Annotated in this window: 19 protein-coding genes and 1 other RNA gene; 9 read left to right on the top strand and 11 right to left on the bottom strand. The window is 43.6% G+C overall.

Annotated features, from left to right (window positions below):
- Positions 1-316: 316 nt before the first annotated feature.
- On the bottom strand, positions 317-880 hold the full coding sequence (locus MHH46_RS10405) for a TlpA disulfide reductase family protein (protein WP_076191350.1): 564 nt from the start codon (positions 878-880) through the stop codon (positions 317-319).
- 160 nt (positions 881-1,040) lie between these two features.
- Here MHH46_RS10405 and MHH46_RS10400 point away from each other — a divergent pair, with 160 nt between their 5' ends.
- Positions 1,041-1,520: a M67 family metallopeptidase gene (locus MHH46_RS10400; RefSeq protein WP_076191348.1), complete on the top strand. Its 480-nt coding sequence runs from the start codon at positions 1,041-1,043 to the stop codon at positions 1,518-1,520.
- Here the strand turns inward: MHH46_RS10400 and MHH46_RS10395 are convergent.
- Genes MHH46_RS10395 through MHH46_RS10385 form a run of 3 tightly spaced genes read right to left on the bottom strand, consistent with a single transcriptional unit; the run spans position 1,502 to position 4,755 of the window.
- Positions 1,502-2,251 carry an exonuclease domain-containing protein gene (locus MHH46_RS10395; RefSeq protein WP_076191346.1) on the bottom strand — a complete coding sequence of 250 codons (750 nt, stop codon included), beginning with the start codon at positions 2,249-2,251 and terminating at the stop codon, positions 1,502-1,504. The two genes, MHH46_RS10400 and MHH46_RS10395, sit on opposite strands and share 19 nt — an antisense overlap.
- Positions 2,248-3,321, bottom strand: a complete 1,074-nt coding sequence (locus MHH46_RS10390; protein WP_076184365.1) for a DUF294 nucleotidyltransferase-like domain-containing protein — start codon at positions 3,319-3,321, stop codon at positions 2,248-2,250. Before MHH46_RS10390 ends, MHH46_RS10395 begins: the two co-directional genes overlap by 4 nt.
- Positions 3,322-3,360: 39 nt before the next feature.
- On the bottom strand, positions 3,361-4,755 hold the full coding sequence (locus tag MHH46_RS10385; RefSeq protein ID WP_036689307.1) for an ammonium transporter: 1,395 nt from the start codon (positions 4,753-4,755) through the stop codon (positions 3,361-3,363).
- A 548-nt stretch (positions 4,756-5,303) separates the two neighbouring features.
- Between MHH46_RS10385 and MHH46_RS10380 the strand changes: the two genes are divergently transcribed.
- Positions 5,304-5,735 (top strand): MerR family transcriptional regulator, encoded by a 432-nt coding sequence (locus MHH46_RS10380; RefSeq protein ID WP_036689305.1) that lies wholly within the window; start codon positions 5,304-5,306, stop codon positions 5,733-5,735.
- A gap of 35 nt (positions 5,736-5,770) precedes the next feature.
- A complete protein-coding gene (locus tag MHH46_RS10375) occupies positions 5,771-6,442 on the top strand; it encodes a zinc metallopeptidase (protein ID WP_076125126.1) in 672 nt (223 codons plus the stop codon).
- 36 nt (positions 6,443-6,478) lie between these two features.
- Here MHH46_RS10375 and MHH46_RS10370 read toward each other — a convergent pair whose 3' ends face one another.
- Positions 6,479-7,393, bottom strand: a complete 915-nt coding sequence (locus MHH46_RS10370) for a LysR family transcriptional regulator (protein ID WP_076125124.1) — start codon at positions 7,391-7,393, stop codon at positions 6,479-6,481.
- A 4-nt stretch (positions 7,394-7,397) separates the two neighbouring features.
- Positions 7,398-8,033, bottom strand: a complete 636-nt coding sequence (locus MHH46_RS10365; protein WP_076191344.1) for a rhomboid family intramembrane serine protease — start codon at positions 8,031-8,033, stop codon at positions 7,398-7,400.
- Between the two features lie 117 nt (positions 8,034-8,150).
- On the opposite strand from MHH46_RS10365, the gene tpx reads away from it, so the two are divergent.
- Positions 8,151-8,669, top strand: coding sequence for a thiol peroxidase (tpx, locus tag MHH46_RS10360; protein WP_076191342.1), 519 nt, complete (start codon positions 8,151-8,153; stop codon positions 8,667-8,669).
- Between the two features lie 190 nt (positions 8,670-8,859).
- Here tpx and MHH46_RS10355 read toward each other — a convergent pair whose 3' ends face one another.
- From MHH46_RS10355 to MHH46_RS10345, 3 genes are all read right to left on the bottom strand, one after another.
- The gene (locus MHH46_RS10355; protein WP_036689295.1) at positions 8,860-9,249 is read right to left on the bottom strand and encodes a DUF1499 domain-containing protein; all 390 of its coding nucleotides are present in this window, start codon (positions 9,247-9,249) and stop codon (positions 8,860-8,862) included.
- Positions 9,250-9,408: 159 nt separating this feature from the next.
- A non-coding RNA gene (gene ssrS, locus MHH46_RS10350) (6S RNA) lies at positions 9,409-9,600 on the bottom strand.
- Positions 9,601-9,704: 104 nt separating this feature from the next.
- A complete protein-coding gene (locus MHH46_RS10345; RefSeq protein WP_076191340.1) occupies positions 9,705-10,541 on the bottom strand; it encodes a YesL family protein in 837 nt (278 codons plus the stop codon).
- Positions 10,542-10,727: 186 nt separating this feature from the next.
- On the opposite strand from MHH46_RS10345, the gene MHH46_RS10340 reads away from it, so the two are divergent.
- Complete coding sequence (locus MHH46_RS10340) at positions 10,728-10,826, top strand: hypothetical protein (RefSeq protein WP_036689290.1); 99 nt, start codon at positions 10,728-10,730, stop codon at positions 10,824-10,826.
- A 127-nt stretch (positions 10,827-10,953) separates the two neighbouring features.
- On the opposite strand, the gene MHH46_RS10335 is transcribed toward MHH46_RS10340, so the two are convergent.
- Entirely contained in the window at positions 10,954-12,606 is a 1,653-nt protein-coding gene (locus MHH46_RS10335; RefSeq protein WP_036689288.1) for a DEAD/DEAH box helicase, read from the bottom strand.
- Between the two features lie 335 nt (positions 12,607-12,941).
- Here MHH46_RS10335 and MHH46_RS10330 point away from each other — a divergent pair, with 335 nt between their 5' ends.
- The 4 genes from MHH46_RS10330 to MHH46_RS10315 all read left to right on the top strand — a co-directional run bounded on the left by MHH46_RS10330 (position 12,942) and on the right by MHH46_RS10315 (position 17,096).
- Positions 12,942-13,775, top strand: coding sequence for a YitT family protein (locus tag MHH46_RS10330; RefSeq protein WP_036689285.1), 834 nt, complete (start codon positions 12,942-12,944; stop codon positions 13,773-13,775).
- Between the two features lie 180 nt (positions 13,776-13,955).
- On the top strand, positions 13,956-14,144 hold the full coding sequence (locus MHH46_RS10325) for a hypothetical protein (protein WP_036689649.1): 189 nt from the start codon (positions 13,956-13,958) through the stop codon (positions 14,142-14,144).
- Positions 14,145-14,375: 231 nt separating this feature from the next.
- Positions 14,376-15,587: a putative glycoside hydrolase gene (locus MHH46_RS10320; protein ID WP_076125118.1), complete on the top strand. Its 1,212-nt coding sequence runs from the start codon at positions 14,376-14,378 to the stop codon at positions 15,585-15,587.
- A gap of 135 nt (positions 15,588-15,722) precedes the next feature.
- Positions 15,723-17,096 carry an MATE family efflux transporter gene (locus tag MHH46_RS10315; protein ID WP_076184354.1) on the top strand — a complete coding sequence of 458 codons (1,374 nt, stop codon included), beginning with the start codon at positions 15,723-15,725 and terminating at the stop codon, positions 17,094-17,096.
- 71 nt (positions 17,097-17,167) lie between these two features.
- Here the strand turns inward: MHH46_RS10315 and pfkA are convergent, their stop codons facing one another.
- Positions 17,168-18,139 (bottom strand): 6-phosphofructokinase, encoded by a 972-nt coding sequence (pfkA, locus tag MHH46_RS10310; RefSeq protein ID WP_036689277.1) that lies wholly within the window; start codon positions 18,137-18,139, stop codon positions 17,168-17,170.
- Positions 18,140-18,193: the final 54 nt, after the last annotated feature.

Genomic DNA, 18,193 nt, shown 5'->3' with positions numbered 1-18,193 from the left:
AAAAATCAGGGTGATTTCATTATTTCCCACCAAAACAGCTAGATTAGAGGGATATTTTCCTAAATTATTCGTTGAATGACCCGAGATCTCGAAATAATAGGGAGAAATTTCCCAATTGTTCTAACGAGGCTTACTTCGGGGTTCCAGCCATTTCTGCTCCACTGTATAGTGAAATTAATGCTTGGGGTCAACTAAAGCAAATCGCGGCTGACCAAAAACGCAGATCAGCGATCCTCCAAAAAGAAGAATCGCTGATCTATAGATTTTTGCTGTTTGGAGAAAAAAGCAGATCTGTCTCCACATGGGACAGCCTGCTTCATGATTCGGTAAGCTTGATTATTTTCTCCTCCAACTCTTCAGGGCTAAGAATACCTAAAATAATCTCAGAGATCACTCCATTCTTATCAATAAGCACATTGGTGGGAAAAACAGCTCCATTATATTTGCTGTACACCTCATCTTTTACATCAAACATAACCGGAAACACAAGACCGTATTTCTTGATAAAACGTTCAGCATTGGGTTTATAATCCTGACTGCTCACATTAATACCGTAAATATCTAGAACATCCTTATACTTAGTGGCCATGGTATTAAGTTCAGGAGCTTCCTGCTGGCAGGGATCACACCATGAAGCCCAGAAATTAAGGATTACCGCTTTATCTCTGGGGCCATCAACTACATAGGTAGTCCCATCTGTTCCCTGAAGTGAAAACGAAGGTGCACGCAGTCCAGCCTTAGGTCCACTCTTCATCGGCAGCTCATTTTGCTGCGCAAGCACAGCTTCTGCTTTTGGCTCACGATTATACCACACCGCAAACACAGCAACACATACAACTATGAGTAATACTGTTATATTTAATTTATTACTTGCTTTCATAGTCATCTGTTCCTTTACGATTGGAATAGTTTTCTACTATTGTACCCTCAATAGGTTAAATTTCAAACCATCCATTTTTTACACAATAATATATACTTTTATAATAAAAAAGAGGGTTTCGTCTGCGACGAAACCCTAATGAAGAGAGAGGGGTGAACAAATGGCAGCATTCCAGGGAAATGTCCAGCCTATTAGACTGAAATATTCCGTACAGCAAGCACTGGGGAAGCACCTGCTGTCCTGTTATCCGCATGAAGCATGCGGAGTCCTGCTGGGTGCTGCCGCAGCGGGTGGCATGCTCATAGATACTTACGTACCCTTGCGCAACGTAGCGCCAGACCCGCTGCACACTTTTACTCCCCACCCTGAAGAGTGGATTAATGTACTGTACAATGAACCAACTATCATCGGTCTATTTCATTCCCACCCACATTCAGCACCTATCCCTTCAGTTGCCGATTATAAAGGACTAACAGCACTAGGAGCTGAGTTTGCGCTTTATCTTATAGGTTCTCCCAACACCAAAGATAGCGGCAATCCCATTCTGAACGGATTTTATATTGAGCGTTTGCCTGATGACCGCGGCGGTAATTTGTTCCGCGGTTTATCTCAAGCCCCGCTTCACGTTCTACTTAAATAAGCATAAAGATCACCCAAGGTATCCACTTGGCCGCGCTCCGAAATTTCCCGCAGGTAGATCACCCACAGCTGTGCTGTCATCTTTGCGTCTTCCAATGCATGATGACGGCCATGAATCGGAATTTCATGCACATATAGCAGCTCATCCAGCGAATAATTACTTCGCTGTGGCTCAAGCCATCGCGCTAACATCATCGTGTCCAGCACACGGTGTGTTAGCTGAACTTTAGAGGTTTTCCATAAAGCAGCATTAAGAAAAGCCTTATCATGTGAGCTTGCATGTGCCACCAGCACATTCTGACCTACAAAGGACATAAAATTATGAAGGCCATCCATTAAGGAGGGAGCGGATTGTGTCATTTCTTCCGTAATCCCAGTCAGCCTTGTAATATCCTCCGGAATAGCCGTCTGACAGTTCACCAGTGTATAAAAGCATTCCTCTTCTTTAATCTGCTCTCCAATGACCTTGACGGCTCCGAAAGACATAATCTCATCCCCATGCTGATGGGAAAAGCCTGTAGTCTCTAGATCAAAGATCACTGTCTCTAATTCAGACAATGGGGTATGCAGCACCTCAGGCCGCCGTTTCTCTCGCATCAAAGATCTAATAAAGGCCATTTGCTGCGCAGTCTGTTGTGCAGTTTCTCCACCTCTCATCGAAGCAATTGCCGAGGGCATTCCACCTTGTCTTAGATTACTCCAGAATCCTCCGCTTTTGTTCGGCTCCCTCATGACCGCCACCTTTCCGCTGAGCGGAGCTGACGCTGCAGCGCCCGATGAAGGCGTCTGACAAGCAGCAGGCTTTCACGCAGCTCAGACAGCAGCTGCTTATTCTTCAATTCACTCTCAGCTACATAATCACTGCTGATTAACAATCCATCCTGAACACTATATGGCGTGTTCACTCGCAACCGCATTGCTAATAAGAAAGCTCTGCGGATATCCTCTAAATGTTGATATTTCCCAAGCCTATCAAGCGCTTCAATCCGCTCTAATGTCGAGCCAGCTCTAATGCCATGTAGTAATGACAACCGTCTAACAATGTTCACTAACGGAATATAGACCCCATACTTAACATCAAATCCGCCTGCATAATCACCAAACCGTTCTGTTAACACCTGTCCCAGTAAATTCAAAGTCGCTTTGTGGCGTACTGTATTGCGAAGAACAGCATTAGACAGCTGCTCATTTTCCGCAAAGCCTTCATAGAAAGCTTCTTGCCACTTCGCTGATAACTTCACGCTTCCTGCGACATGACGCATATCAGAAGAGATAATAAGATACCGGATCGGCTCCCATTCCAACTGAGTTCTCCAGCTATCAAGCTGCTCTATCCATTCAGATAATGTCTTACGCCACATGACTTGGGAGCACATTACCTTCCCCGCACATTTCTCATATCCTACTTCTTCAAGCATATCGGATAACAAAGTTCCGAAAAATTCGAAATAGCGATTTTTTTCCCCATCAGGCTCTCCTTCGACTATCAGGCCATTATCCTGATCGCTCCAAAGCGTTGCCTCCTGCCTCCCACTGCTGCCAAACACAATAAAGGAATAAGCACAGGGAGGCGGGCCATAGCCCGCCTCTTTCATCTGCGCCTCACATATGAGTACTGCGGTTTGGGCAATAAGATCATGCATAGTATTCACACGGAACATCCATTCCTCTATAGGAATAACATTCAACTGTTCGAGAAGTACTTTTTGACAGGCAACACGCCTCTCCCTAAGCTCCTCTGACGAACCGGCCAATACGATGGTCCTAAAGCTTTCTTCATTATACTCATCTGTTAACTCCATCGATGCCACACGGTCCGCCTCCCTGTCCGAGTTGAAATGTTATTGTTTAAGGGTTTTGGATTCCGAATCTGCGATCAATTTCATTTGCTCAGGGTATCCGTAAGTACCATGTTCACTGATATCCAGGCCCATCAATTCTTCTTCTTCTGTAACACGAAGTCCGATAGTTACCTTCATTACATACAAGATGATGAAAGAAAGAACGGCTACGAAAACAAATGTTCCAACCACACCAAGCACTTGAACGCCTAGTTGATGGAAACCGCCACCGTAGAACAACCCAGCTTCACCTACCAAGCCGCCTTTAGTGATAAGCTCAGGTACAGCGAACAGACCCGTTGAAACTGCACCCCACATCCCCGCAATACCATGCACCGAGAAAGCATAGATTGGATCATCAAGCCCTGCACGTTCCAGCCATTGGGAAGTCATGAATGTAAAAGCGCCAGCTACAAAACCAATAATGATTGCTGCCCATGGATCAACGAAAGCACACGCTCCTGTGATTGCAACCAATGCAGCCAGAACACCATTCAGCATTGCTGGAATATCAGATTTACCAAAGTACAACCAAGAAGCAATCAATGCTGCCAAACCACCTGCTGCTGCTGCGATGTTCGTTGTTAGGGCTACGTGACCGAAGAAACCGCCCATTGGGGACAAAGCACTACCTGGATTGAATCCGAACCAACCAAACCAGAGGATAATAACACCGAGTACAGTAAATACTTGGTTATGACCTGGAATGATCACGGGTTTACCTTCTTTATTAAACTTACCAAGCCGAGGCTTAAGCAATATGGTTGCTACGACTGCTGCCGTTGCACCTGTAAGATGGACAACCGTGGAACCTGCATAATCTTGCATACCCAGCTCAGCCAACCAGCCACCGCCCCATACCCAGTGAGCTACAACTGGATAAATTACGACGGAGAACAAAATTCCGAAAATGATATACACACTTAGCTTCGCACGTTCTGCCATACCACCAGATACGATAGCCAAGGAAACTGCTGCAAAGGCCATTTGGAATAAGAATTTAACATTTAAAGTAACATCAGAAAATGCAAGTGATTCAAAAGAAGCTGCGGTTGAATCTCCTCCGTACAAGAAGCCTGTAGTACCGAAGAAGCCATTGCCGTTACCGAAACCAAGTCCAAAGCCGATAGCCCAGAAGCAAAGACTTGCGATAGCCAGGGTAAGTACTGTCTTACCTGCTACGTGCCCTGCATTCTTCATCCGAACCGAACCCGCTTCGAGCATTGCAAACCCTGCTTGCATAAAGAATACTAAAATGAATGCCAGGAAGGTAAACGCTGTGTCCAATCCGACTTGTAAGTCTACGTTCGTCGGACCGTCCGCTGCAAAAGCACTTACCGGATAAATCATCAGTGTAATCATGGCCAGTAACATCATCAACCATTTCTTTTTCATTTTTACCCCACTCCCCAATGTTATATTTTCTAACAAAGCGTGAAACTCTTAATGTCATTATAATCAGAAGTCAGGTAAATTGACAAGACTATTTTAGGAATGTTTTTATTTTATTTTATTTGAGCACACGAAATTTTCACAGTACTAATGGACTAGAGGTCCTAAAGGCCTGATTCTAGCTGCATTTTCATTAAAATAACTACGCGCACAACCTCATTTATATTACCTGATAATTGAACTCATCTTTTACCAAAACCACAAAATACATAACATTTAATGTTATGTATTGGGGTAACTTATAGTTTTCAACCCCAATCATTCTTCAAATTTGATATCCCTTTGAGTTTGAGTGTATTGTATAGAAACTACAGATCACCGTTCATGAATTAACCCTTCTTTACTGCATATACTTTATGAAAGTATGACGTTTGACTGTATGGTTTCCAGTTTGTTATCATTACAGATAGCATAAGAAACCATCAATTTAGGAGATGACCGCCACTTATCGGCAGTCGTATTCAATTAGTGAGGCGAGATTAAATGGGGATATGATTTTGTATCGAATTGGAGAATTAGCTAAGGCTGCTCACATTAGTGAACGAACTATTGATTATTACACGAAACTGGGATTAATCTCCCCGGAATCTAGAAGCACCAAAAATTATCGGCTATACAGCCATGAAACCTTGGCTGCTTTAGAACGTATTACTCAATTAAAGCATGACAAGTATTCATTGGAAGAAATCAAATCTATGCTAGGCAAATGGAACGAGGCAACACCAGAAACTGACGTCTCTGATAAATTAGTTGAGTTAGAGCAGCAAATGCAGCGGCTAGAACGGGAAGTAAAAGCCCTTGAACCTCTTATTAGTGGTTTGAAGCCAGGACAGGCCAGTCGCGTACTTTCAAATCTGCTCCCTCAGGGATTAGCCTGCATGGAAGCGATCCGGCTATTGCTTACGCAAGGACCGCCAATGTAAATACCATATTTACAATACAGTGGAGGAATGCATCTATGTTTATGTACCTATTAGTAATTATTGCTTTTCTTTTCTCATTGTGGGCACAGTTTAGAGTCAAAGGAACCTTCAGCAAGTGGTCAAAGGTAGCTAATTCGAACGGCCTGACTGGATATGAAGCCGCGAGACGTATGCTCGATGCTAATGGCTTACACGATGTTCCGATTGAACCTGTAAGAGGCACACTCTCAGACCATTATGACCCCATCCACAGAGTTGTACGCTTATCAGAGCCTGTGTATTATGAAAGTTCCATCTCTGCAATTTCTGTCGCTTGTCACGAAGTAGGCCACGCGATTCAGCATAAAGTAAGTTATCCTATGTTGACACTTCGTCACCGGATGTTCCCGGTAGTTAATTTCGCATCAGGCATCGCGCCTTTCATGCTGATGGCAGGTTTCATCTTCGGTTACTTTAATCTTATAGGCTTGGGTATCATTTTCTTCTCAGCAGCTGTTGCATTCCAGCTCGTAACGCTGCCTGTAGAATTCAACGCCAGTAACCGGGCTCGTCAGGTCATGGTAGAACAAGGTTTCATCCGCAACGAAGAAGAACGCGGAGTAGCAAAGGTTCTCAACGCCGCTGCATTAACTTATGTTGCTGCCGCTCTAGTATCCTTGCTTGAATTGCTTCGCTTGATCACAGTCTTTTTAGGCAACCGCGACTAATATCGCATACCTCTAAACAACAAAAACCCCGGAAGGCTAAGAGCCGACCGGGGTATTATTTTGCCTAGCTTTAAAGTAGGAGATTAAAAAAGTCCGAAAGGAACGTGCCACCAGCGGTAATTTACTATCTGTACGGTAGATCAAGCCAACCGTTCTCGTCACCGCAGGCTCCACAACCTTCACCTGGGCTGGTTGGAGAGGATTCGTCTGATAGAACGCCATCTCCGGAAGCAGGCTTACACCCATCCCTGCGGCCACCAAACCACGAATGGTATCGGTCTCTCCGCCTTCAAAAGCAATCTGCGGTTGGAATCCCGCCTGCAAGCAAGCTTGCCAAACGATAGGTCTCAACGAATAGCCTTGGCTGAATAGAACAAACTTCTCTTTTTGCAGCTGTTCCAACCGGATTTCAGATTCTCCTGCCAGCCGGTGATTCTGAGGAAGAATCGCAAACAACTCTTCAGTCATTACAATATCCCCCGAAACATGCTCATCATTCTCCGGAAAAGGTGAAATGAAAGTTAAATCCACTTCGCCAGACAATACGTCTTTTATCAAAGAAGGGTAAGATCCTTGTTTAAAACGAAATTTGACATGAGGATAATACTTACGAAAATCTGCAACGATAGTCGGGATTAGATGTGTGCCAAGGCTATGCGGGAATCCAATCCGAATCTCACCACGCTCGGGATCCAGAAATTCATGCACCTCATTTACTGAATGCTCCAACTCCTTAAGGATACTCTCAACCTTCTTGCAAAAGAGCTGCCCAACAGGGGTAAGCTGCAGATTGCGCCCTTTTTGCATGAATAGATCAACCCCAAGCTCTTGCTCCAGCTGATGAATCTGACGACTTACCGCAGACTGCGCTACATGAAGCTCTTCTGCCGCTCTTGTTACGTGTTCTTTTTGAGCTACCTTTAAAAAATATTGCAGCTGTCTTAGCTCCACTCCATCATCGCCCCTGTCTTAGGCTTTTTTTGAATATACGAATAATTAGCCCATATACGAAAAAGCCAGAAACCAAACCTCCGAGATGTGCAACCCAATTCACATTCGGTGTAGCAAACGACATAATGATCCCGATCATTAGCAATCCGTATAAAGTCTTACGCGAGCCCTCATCCATCATCGCCCGTTGAATAACGGCAATGTATAAAAATGCACCATAAATGGCGTAGATTGCTCCAGAAGCGCCAACCGAAACCGTACCAACCTCTACAACTGAGCGGGCACTAATCGCAATTGTAAGCAGATTTGCCAGAAAACCACCCGCCACATAGAGCAGCGCATAACGCCACCAGCCCAGCAATCGCTCCAGAGGCGGTGCAAACACCAGGAGAGCGAAGCAATTAAAGAACAGATGGGAAAACCCATTATGTAAAAAAATAGCGGCCAGATAGCGCCACAGTTCCTCTTTGTACGGACTCACATCAACTATAGCACCAAAATCAATAAGCGTTTGAATATTAGTTGATCCTCCCTTAATTACCGTCAGGATAAACATGATCACATTGGCCAATATGAGCAGACAGGTTACCGGATAATACCGGACATAACTTTTCCAATTTTCGTACCGAATAAATATCATAACACCCATCCCTTTACATATATATCTTGTCCGGTTGGACATCTTCCTGCTATTAAGATTATAATTTATTGTGGCAGTAAGAATCCAATATTATAATTCGAGGAGGAAAACAAGGATATGACGCAAGAAAAAACAGGCGTAGCTACTTTTAAAGGCAACCCCATCACTCTCGTAGGACATAAGCTAACAGCTGGTGATCCTGCACCCGATTTTGTTCTGAGCAAGAATCTTCTAGAAGACGTGTCTCTAAGTGATTATGCCGGTAAAATCAAGCTAATCAGTGTTGTCCCTTCTCTTGATACCGGGGTATGTGACGCACAGACCCGCCGGTTCAACAGTGAAGCCGCAGAGCTTGGTGACGATGTGGTAATTCTCACGGTAAGCACGGACCTGCCGTTTGCCCAAGCTCGCTGGTGCGGTGCTGCCGGTATCGATCGAGTAATTACTCTATCCGACCACAAAGCAACCTCATTTGGACAAGCCTATGGTGTGCTGATTAAAGAATTCCGCTTAGATATGCGCTCCATCTTTGTTCTGGATAAGAACGACAAGATCGTATATGTTGAATATTTGAGTGAAATGACCGAGCACCCTAACTATGAAGATGCTATTGCTGCTGTGAAGAAGCTGCTCTAATTCTTTAATCAGTAGCGGTTATTCCAACAATACTTAATTATCTCTGTTAAAAAAGCGGCAGAAGGTCCATCCTTCTCCCGCTTTTTTTTGTAATAGAAAGATTTATCGATAACACACTGAGCAGCTCACCGTTTACGTAAACGCATTCATACTATCCCTAAGCAAGAAGGGTTTGACGGGCCTCTAAAAATCAGTCTGCTTTGTATTTTCCTAATTTTTTGTCCAAAGATGCATACAAGCGTTGAATCACACGGTAATTCGCCCCGAGATCACCAAGTGAACCTCTAGATGCAGAATACATGTCTACACCACAACGAACAGGCGTCGTATTTAGCACCGATACCGTAATGTCCAGCGTACGGCCAAATGCCGTTCTTTTCTCAAGAGTAATCTCACCTACAGACTCCACTTCGTGAAGCACCTTAAATCCAGGAACTTTCTTTAAAGTTGATGAAACTTCTTCCCATGCTTTGTCTTTAGTTAGATTGTAATAACGCGTTTTTAATGTCGGATCTTTGGCGCGGTCGCTTGTTCCATCATGACTGCGGAATAAGCCAACCAAGGTTCTTTTTAACGACAAAATTCTTCCCCCTCTACAAATCCCAAGTTCATTATTATAAGTGTAACACTCTTGTCTCAGGAACAAAAGGGTATAACTCACTTTCCCTTTATTCCAGACATACAAAAAAGCGCCCGCTCCCATTATTCACGGGAAACAGGGCGCCTTGGCTTAAACAAGAGAAAACCCGCTTATGCCGTCCGGCTACAGTGTCTTCTGAACCTGCTAGAGCAGGTGGGTGATCGCAGAAAACGTTTTTGAATTCCCCAAGTCATATAGACAGGGCGGTTCAGCTGCGCTTCGTGTAGATCTCCCAAGACATTATCATTGGTTCAAAACAACGAGTAACCGTAACGTACATCGCAGGATTTGTTATTATTATATTGCGTTTTAACGAAAAAGTAAACCTGTATGCGCTTTATTTTTACACAGGAATTAATTACCTGGAAATATCCAACGCTTAATCCAGCATTTTGTTAAATGCGTTTGGTGTCCTTTTCATCAATTTCATCCTCGTAGTCATCATCATCGTCATCGTCGTCATATTCATCCTCCCGATTGTTCAATGCTGCTGCTTCTGCTTCTTCCTGCTCTTTTAGTTTCTTCTTTTCTACTTGCAGCTGTAGCTTATTATAAGTAGCGTAGAAGTTAAAGAAGGCCGCCATTGCAATCAAAGTTGGAATACAAATGAAATACAGAGCCGGATATCTAAGACCGATATAAACAAGAACCGCGGCTGCAATCAATGTAGAGAACACACGAATTGGGCGTGCTATAGTCAGCAATATAGAATTGGTCATCACTTGCTTGAAGCCCATTTGGTAATGAACCACAATGGAAAAGAAGTTAAACATGGATACCGACAAAAGTATCATCAGCACCAACATCAAAATACCAACAATTCTGAAGTTAGGCATTTGTGTCATGTAAACTGTTACATCAACGTACATAACAACGAACATCAATGTATAGATAACTCCTCCGAGCATACTTTTTACATAGTTCTCTTTATACCCCTGAAAAAATGTACGAAAAGTTCCTACATCCGTATTCCCCATTACCCACTTACGTACTACAGTAAATAAAGCGGCTGAAGCTGGAAACACCGTAAAGGGCGCTAGAATCCCCATTGCCCAGTTCAATGTAATTTGCTCGTTCGCTCCACCTGCGCCTGTCCCTAACATAATCATCTTTAAAACACCAAAAAACAAAAACGGGGCGGAACATAGTGCCCATAAGATATTACTTCCTGCGATACGTGAAATCCATTCTGTGACGCGGTATAAGCCGCCCATTGCTCCTTTAAACTCCAATTCCCTTCCTCCTCTGTCTCTTACATACTACATATCTTAACTATACCTCATTTGACCTCCTCATTTCCATAGCCCAACTTTCTGAATTATAGACTATCGTCTATACGTAAAGCCTTTATAGTCCATATATTAGGATTGTAACCATAAGAAATACCAAAATCCCCACATTCTAAAGGAGGTTATCTCATGTCTACACCTGTTGGCTTCGGCGGTTGGACTTCTACAGGCACGATCCTCGTATTGTTTATCTTGCTCGTTATCATCACTCGTACATTCGGATACTAATATCTCACAAAACAAATTCGCGCCCTACTAAGGACACAACAATTCACCAAACATCCTTATATTTCAGCAAAAAGAAGACGAGAACCGCAATGCGGCATCTCGTCTTCTTTGGTATCTTGACGAAGTATTAATTATCGAAATCTTCACGTTTTGCAGGACGAGTGCTCGTGCTGCTTGGACGAGTGTATGGTTTACGCTCTGCGCTGCGGTTTGCACCACCGTCACGAGCTGGTGCGCCATCACGGTTGCCTTTATAGCCACCGCCATAGCCGCCACTGCCGCTACCGTAGTTGCTGCCACCGCTGCTATAGCCACCACGACTACCGCCACCGTTATTATCACGGTTACCACGGTATCCGCCACCGCTACCGCTGCCACCGGAAGTACCACGGTTTCCGCCATAACCACCATTAGGTTTACGGCCACTGCGGATATCGTTTTTGCCACCACGACGTTTAGCACGAATTGGATCTTCAGGAGTCAATTCAATTGCGGAATCCTTCTTGTCGCCAGTGAGAAGCTTCATAGCTGCGGACAACAATTGTACGGAATCATATTGCTCAAGCAATTGAATAGAAATTCCTTTGTACTCGTTCAATTCTCCGCTTTCTACCACTTCAAGCAAACGCTCAGCAGTAACGCGTTGTTTACCTTCAATAGCTTCAGCCATTGTTGGCAAAGGTTTACGAGTAATCCGGTGACGAGTAACACGTTCGATCAAATGCAGGTGATCGATTTCGCGTGGAGTAACGAATGACCAAGCCGTACCTTCTTTACCTGCGCGTCCTGTACGACCAATACGGTGTACATAGCTTTCAGGATCTTGTGGCAAGTCAAAGTTAATTACGTGAGTTACGCCGGATACGTCCAGACCACGTGCCGCTACGTCAGTAGCTACCAGCACGTCAATGCTGCCATCACGGAATTTACGCATTACAGCATCACGTTGGTTCTGTGACAAGTCACCATGCAATCCATCAGCAGAATATCCGCGTTTTTGCAAAGCTTCAGCAAGCTCATCAACCCGGCGCTTAGTACGTCCGAATACGATAGCTAATTCAGGTGATTCCATATCAATCAAACGACTAAGAGCTTCAAACTTTTGACGCTCAGGCACTTCCACATAAGCTTGATCAATCAGTGGGGCACTGATTTGTTTCGGAATAACGGAGACATGTTGCGGGTTGTTAAGAAATTGTTGAGCTAGGCGTTGAATGTTTGGTGGCATTGTAGCAGAGAACAACATGGTTTGACGTTCTACAGGAACGAGCTTCAAGATAGTCTGAATATCTTCCATAAAGCCCATATCCAGCATTTCATCTGCTTCATCCAATACAACGGTTTGAACATCATCCAAACGGATCGTTTTACGGTTGATGTGATCGAGCAAACGACCAGGTGTACCAATAATGATTTGTGGTTTCTTTTTCAATCCACGGATTTGACGTCCAATATCCTGTCCGCCATAAATCGCCAACGAGCGAAGACCTTTGAAACGGCTTAGTTTGCCAATTTCTTCTGACACTTGGATGGCCAACTCACGAGTTGGTGCCATAATAAGGGCCAAGATTTTTTCGTCTTCACGGTTAATCTTCGAAATGAGGGGGATACCAAAAGCAGCAGTCTTACCTGTACCAGTCTGAGCTTGACCGATCAGATCCGACCCAGTCAATGCTAATGGGATCGACTGTTCCTGTATCGGTGTTGCCTCCTCAAATCCTAACTCTGTGATTGCTTGTAGCACTTTTGGCTCCAAGCCAAATTCTGCGAATGTTTTCAAATTATTCATGCTCCTTCTATACAGTGGACATTCCACATGCTTGTCTGTATTCTTAAGTAGCGGTAAACACATTTATAGGCTGTCCAATCATGCTCTATTTTCTGCATGATATAGCGCTTTTGGGACGAAAAGCCTCCCTAATCATCAGGTACCTTGTTGTACCTGAGCAACTGTAGCTTTACATCCGATGCAATGCAAAAATACCATTGTAACGTTCTACTCAAGAATATCCTATACATTATATCACAAACACATGTGAGAATACCAGTGGGTTCCTTTCTTTTCATTGCTTTCATGTTTTATTTTTTTAAATATATATATAAGGGTGGATTTACTTGTTAAGACAGATTTTGAATTGTTTGGTTGTTTTTTTAGGGGCAGCACTGATCGCCAGTGGATTTAATCTATTTTTAATTCCACACCGTTTACTAAGTGGTGGCGTATCTGGGCTTTCCATGTTAGTGGGTTATTTCACTCCATTAAACATAAGCCTCCTATACTTGCTCTTTAATATTCCTCTGCTGGCTGCAGGCTGGTTCCAGTTAGGCCGGAGATTTATTATTATGAGCATGTTATCCGTTGTGTTTACAACCTGGTTCTTAACGGTGATTCCTGAGCATCTGGTGGCTACAGATATGCTGCTGTCCTCTGTATTTGGCGGAGTTCTCGTTGGGATTGGCTGCGGTATCTCCTTCCGTGCAGGAGGTTCTTCCGGAGGTTTTGACATCTTGGGTTCAATTATCACTAAATACCGTGATTTCCCGGTCGGCAATGTAGTGGTAAGTTTAAATGGACTAGTTATCCTGGCGGCCGCTTATCTTGACCAGAACTGGAATTTAGCACTTTCATCAATGGTATCTATATATGTAACAGGTAAAGTGTTGGATATGATTCATATCAGCCACTTAAAGGTAACCGTATATATTGTAACAAACCGTACAGATGAATTACTGCAACATCTAATAGGCCTTCAACGAGGTGTCACAAAGATTAAAACAGAAGGCGCTTATTCTCACGTTGAAAAGGACATGCTAATGACGGTAACAACCCGCTACGAACTTGCAGAGCTGCAACGTATCATCCGCACGACAGATCCGCAAGCTTTTGTAAATATTGTTGAAACAGTGGGTGTTATGGGTTCCTTTCGGAAAGACAAAATGAGGAAATAAAAATTCCTAGTATTGGAAAATGCACCAAACTCAGAATTATGATATATTATACACACGCAGAACCCTAACAATTTCATAAAGATTGAGATTTACCCCTCTTTTTTCCAAAGCACTTCGTTTTCCGATGAACACTGAATCTATTCAGAACTATCGAAAAAGGAAAGGGTGATTTTTGTGGAAATGGAAACGGTAAAACTGTCAGCAATCGTCATGAGGTGGTATCCTGATATGATGCCGTTTCTCAAACAGGACGAATTAAATTCAGTAATCGTTCTGCGAGACGGGCTAAGTATTCTGGAACCTGCAGATGCCATGGATATTATCCATTACAGCATCTGTGAACATCAGAATTCTGCGTATCTTCAATGAGCAAGCCGCAAGAGAAGTCTTGATAGTTGCCGCCTTGGGTTCGGCCCTGTTGCCGATTTAAGGCGGCATTTACTTTTTTCATACCGTTTCGAATCCATACATCTCGTTTATAAACAACAAAGGCGGTTTTTTATTCCCAATCTGAGCTAATATTGTTACAACACTGTTCTTTTTGGGAGCAACCGTTCCTATATAATTTAGGGGAAAGTACATAAAGGGAGAGAAAAACGAATGAACATCACCTGGGCTCTACTGATGATGGCCTTGGGAAGCGTAGGCGTACAACAGAACCAACATGACGCTGAAGTGGCGATCGCTTTGAAGTCCGCCATGAATCCCCCCATCATTGCACAACAAAACAACAATTCGAATGTAGCAACTCCAGCTCCAAGCGCTTCACCTGAAGCAACAAACTCAGAAAGTATGTTACACACCGATCCACAGCCAGACGCACCCAAAGTAAAAGGCATTTATGTTACCGCCTACAGTGCTGGTGGGGAACGAATGGAAAAGCTGCTTACATTGCTTGACCAAACCGAACTTAACTCAATGGTTATAGACATTAAGGACGATGCGGGTTATATCACATATAAGACCGATAATGCCGACCTTCAGAAGCTCGGTAACCCTCAGCCTTTTATTGGAGATATCAGCAAGTTAATGGAACGTTTGAAGAAACATGATGTTTATCCTATCGCCCGGATTGTTGTTTTTAAAGATTCCATTCTTGCCAAGAAGAACCCGCAGATGTCTTTTGTTAATTCTGATGGCACTGTATGGAAGAATAAAGGCGGCGACAGCTTTGTTAATCCTTATAATGAAGATGTTTGGAAATACAATGTGGATATCGCCAAGGAGGCTGTCAAGCTCGGCTTCAAAGAAATTCAGTTCGACTATGTTCGTTTTCCGGAAGGATTCGAAAAACGCGCTGAAACCCTTAAATACACTAAAACCAGTGATTCACGCGTAGAAATTGTATCTAATTTTGTTAAATATGCCAAAGCAGAGCTAGCTCCACTTGGTGTCCGTGTGTCCGTAGATATTTTTGGATATGCCGCATCTGCCCCTGCTGAGGGTATCGGCCAAGACTTTGTTAAAATATCCAAGAATGTGGATGTTATTAGTCCAATGGTTTATCCAAGTCACTATTCAACGGGATGGTTTGGCGTGAAAGAGCCCGACTTAGATCCTTACGCTACAATCAAAGGCTCCATGGTTGATACACATAAGAAGCTTGATCCACTGGGCAGCTACAAACCCGTTATTCGGCCTTGGATTCAAGACTTTACAGCAAGCTGGCTCGGAAGTGGTCATTATGTGAAATATGGTAAAAAACAGGTGGAAGATCAAATCCGCGCTTTGAAAGATGAGAATGTGGATGAGTTCCTTCTCTGGAACGCCAACAATCGCTATACAGCCGATGTTGATTACGAAAAACAATGAATACAGCCCTTATTATTTATAGCTGATCTGATATACGTATGCTAAAGACCCGGCGTTTGCCGGGTCTTTTAACGGAAACTTATTGAACTATTTAACCTATTCCATGAAAAATCATAAAGAATGAGGCACAGAATTATGATACAGACCACCTCTTTAAAACAAAAGGCAGGACAATTTTTTCATATTTTATTCCCAATCCTTGTTACACAAATTGCTTTATCCGCGATCACCTTCTTTGATACTAATATGTCCGGTAAATTCGGGACCGTCGATCTGGCAGGAGTTGCGATAGGAACTAGTCTTTGGATTCCAATCCAAACCGGTCTCAGCGGTATTCTTATGGGGATCACACCTATTGTTTCACAGCTCATCGGGAGCAAAAAAGATAAGGATGTCGCCTTTCAAGTCACACAAGGTATTTGGCTGTCACTAATTGTTTCGATCATCGTCTTGCTGATTGGCAGCTTTGCCTTGTCACCTATTCTTAATTTTATGAACTTGGAGCCTGGTGTAAGAGATGTTGCTTTCCGCTTCCTCAGTGCTATTTCGTTCGGAATTATCCCCCTGTTTGGATATACGGTACTTCGTAGCTGTATAGACGCTTTAGGGCAAACACGCGTATCCATGTGTATTACACTAATAGCTTTGCCTGTAAATGTAGGTTTGAACTATTTGCTCATCTTCGGGAACTTCGGATTCCCTCGTCTCGGGGGTGTTGGTGCAGGGGTAGCTTCAGCCATTACCTATTGGGTTATATTTGCCGTTGCTCTACTGTTCATATATCGTTCTCAGGCCTTTGTAAATCTCAGATTATTCCGTAATTTCTACTTCATATCGTTAAACAGCATTAAAGATTTGCTTAAAATCGGAGTACCCATCGGTTTCTCGATTTTTTTCGAAACGGCTGTCTTTTCCGCTGTAACCTTGTTAATGAGCCGATTTGATACCGTAACAATTGCCGCGCATCAGGCAGCAATCAATTTTGCAACAACACTCTATATGATTCCGCTCAGTATTTGCATCAGCCTTACCATCCTCGTCGGCTTCGAGACCGGGTCTGGCAGACAAAAGGATGCACGCCAATATGCCATAATGGGTATCGGGCTGGCGGCAATCCTTTCGCTGGCCACAGCTTTATTGCTCTTGTTTGCCGGAAATCATGTAGCTGGTCTATATTCAGATGAACCCGATGTCATCTCGTTGATTCAGCATTTCCTGATCTATGCAATCTTTTTTCAAATCTCAGATGCAATTGCTACACCTACTCAAGGGGCGCTTCGCGGATATAAGGATGTTAACCCAGCCTTTATCATTTGTTTTATTGCCTATTGGGTAATTGGCTTACCTACAGGTTATATACTTGCAACTTATACAGATCTAGGAGCATTCGGCTACTGGATTGGTCTTATCACCGGTCTTGCCATCGGTGCGACCCTGCTATTGTCTCGGCTTATCAAAGTTCAACGGCGTTATGCCGCACAATACACACAGGAACAACCACAGAGTTAACGATCCATATTACACAAAAAAGGAACAGTGCGAATTTCGCAGCTGTTCCTTTTTATATATAGGGTCGCTAATTATTGGGAAAGACGGGAAGCCAGCTCGTACAGCTCCAGGTCAAAGCCTTTTTTCGTATTCACAACGAGATCAATATCCGTAAGGGTTAATTCACCTTTGATGATACCACAAGCCTTGTCGGATTCACCTTCGATTAGCTTACGTACGGCAAAATCGCCAAGACGGCTAGCCAGATTCCGGTCTCCAGGAGTTGGTGTTCCACCACGTTGGATATGTCCGAGTACAGTAACACGTGCGTCCAGAGAAGCATGACGGTCTTTCAGAGCTTGAGCCACATCTTCACCTTTGCCAACGCCTTCGGCAACAATTACGATACTGTGACGTTTACCTCTGATAAAGTTATCGCGCATCCGGTCAGCAACTTCATTCAAATCATACGGCATTTCCGGCACAAGAATTGTTTCTGCTCCGGAAGCCAGTCCAGCATGCAGCGCGATATCGCCACAGTGGCGTCCCATAACCTCTACAATGGAAGAACGTTCATGGGAGGACATAGTGTCACGCAACTTGTTAATAGCGTCTACAACAACGCCAACCGCTGTATCAAAACCGATAGTGTAGTCTGTGAAGGAGATATCGTTATCAATCGTACCTGGCAAAGCCATAGTCTTGATACCGAGTTTACTTAATTTGTTAGCTCCTTTATAAGAACCATCTCCACCGATAACTACTAGACCATCGATACCCAGTTCATTAAGGATATCCGCGCCTTTTTGTTGTCCTTCCGGTTTCGTGAACTCCAGACATCTTGCAGACTGCAGAACAGTACCGCCACGTTGAATAATATCCCCTACACTGCGAAGATCCATTGGGAAAATATCGCGATTCAGCAGACCTTGATAACCACGTTGCACCCCAAATACCTCAATACCGAAATAAAGTGCGCTTCTTACAACCGCACGAACAGCGGCGTTCATTCCCTGTGAATCTCCACCACTAGTCAATACTGCGATTTTTTGAATTTTAGACATTCTGTTGTTCCTCCTTAAAATTGTGCGAAGTCTGATACTTCTTATAAAAATAAC

The sequence above is a fragment of the Paenibacillus sp. FSL H8-0175 genome, assembly GCF_045040615.1.
Lineage (GTDB): Bacteria > Bacillota > Bacilli > Paenibacillales > Paenibacillaceae > Paenibacillus_AQ > Paenibacillus_AQ odorifer.
The sequence above is the reverse complement of the archived record's forward strand: the minus strand, read 5'-3'. Positions and strand labels throughout refer to the sequence as shown.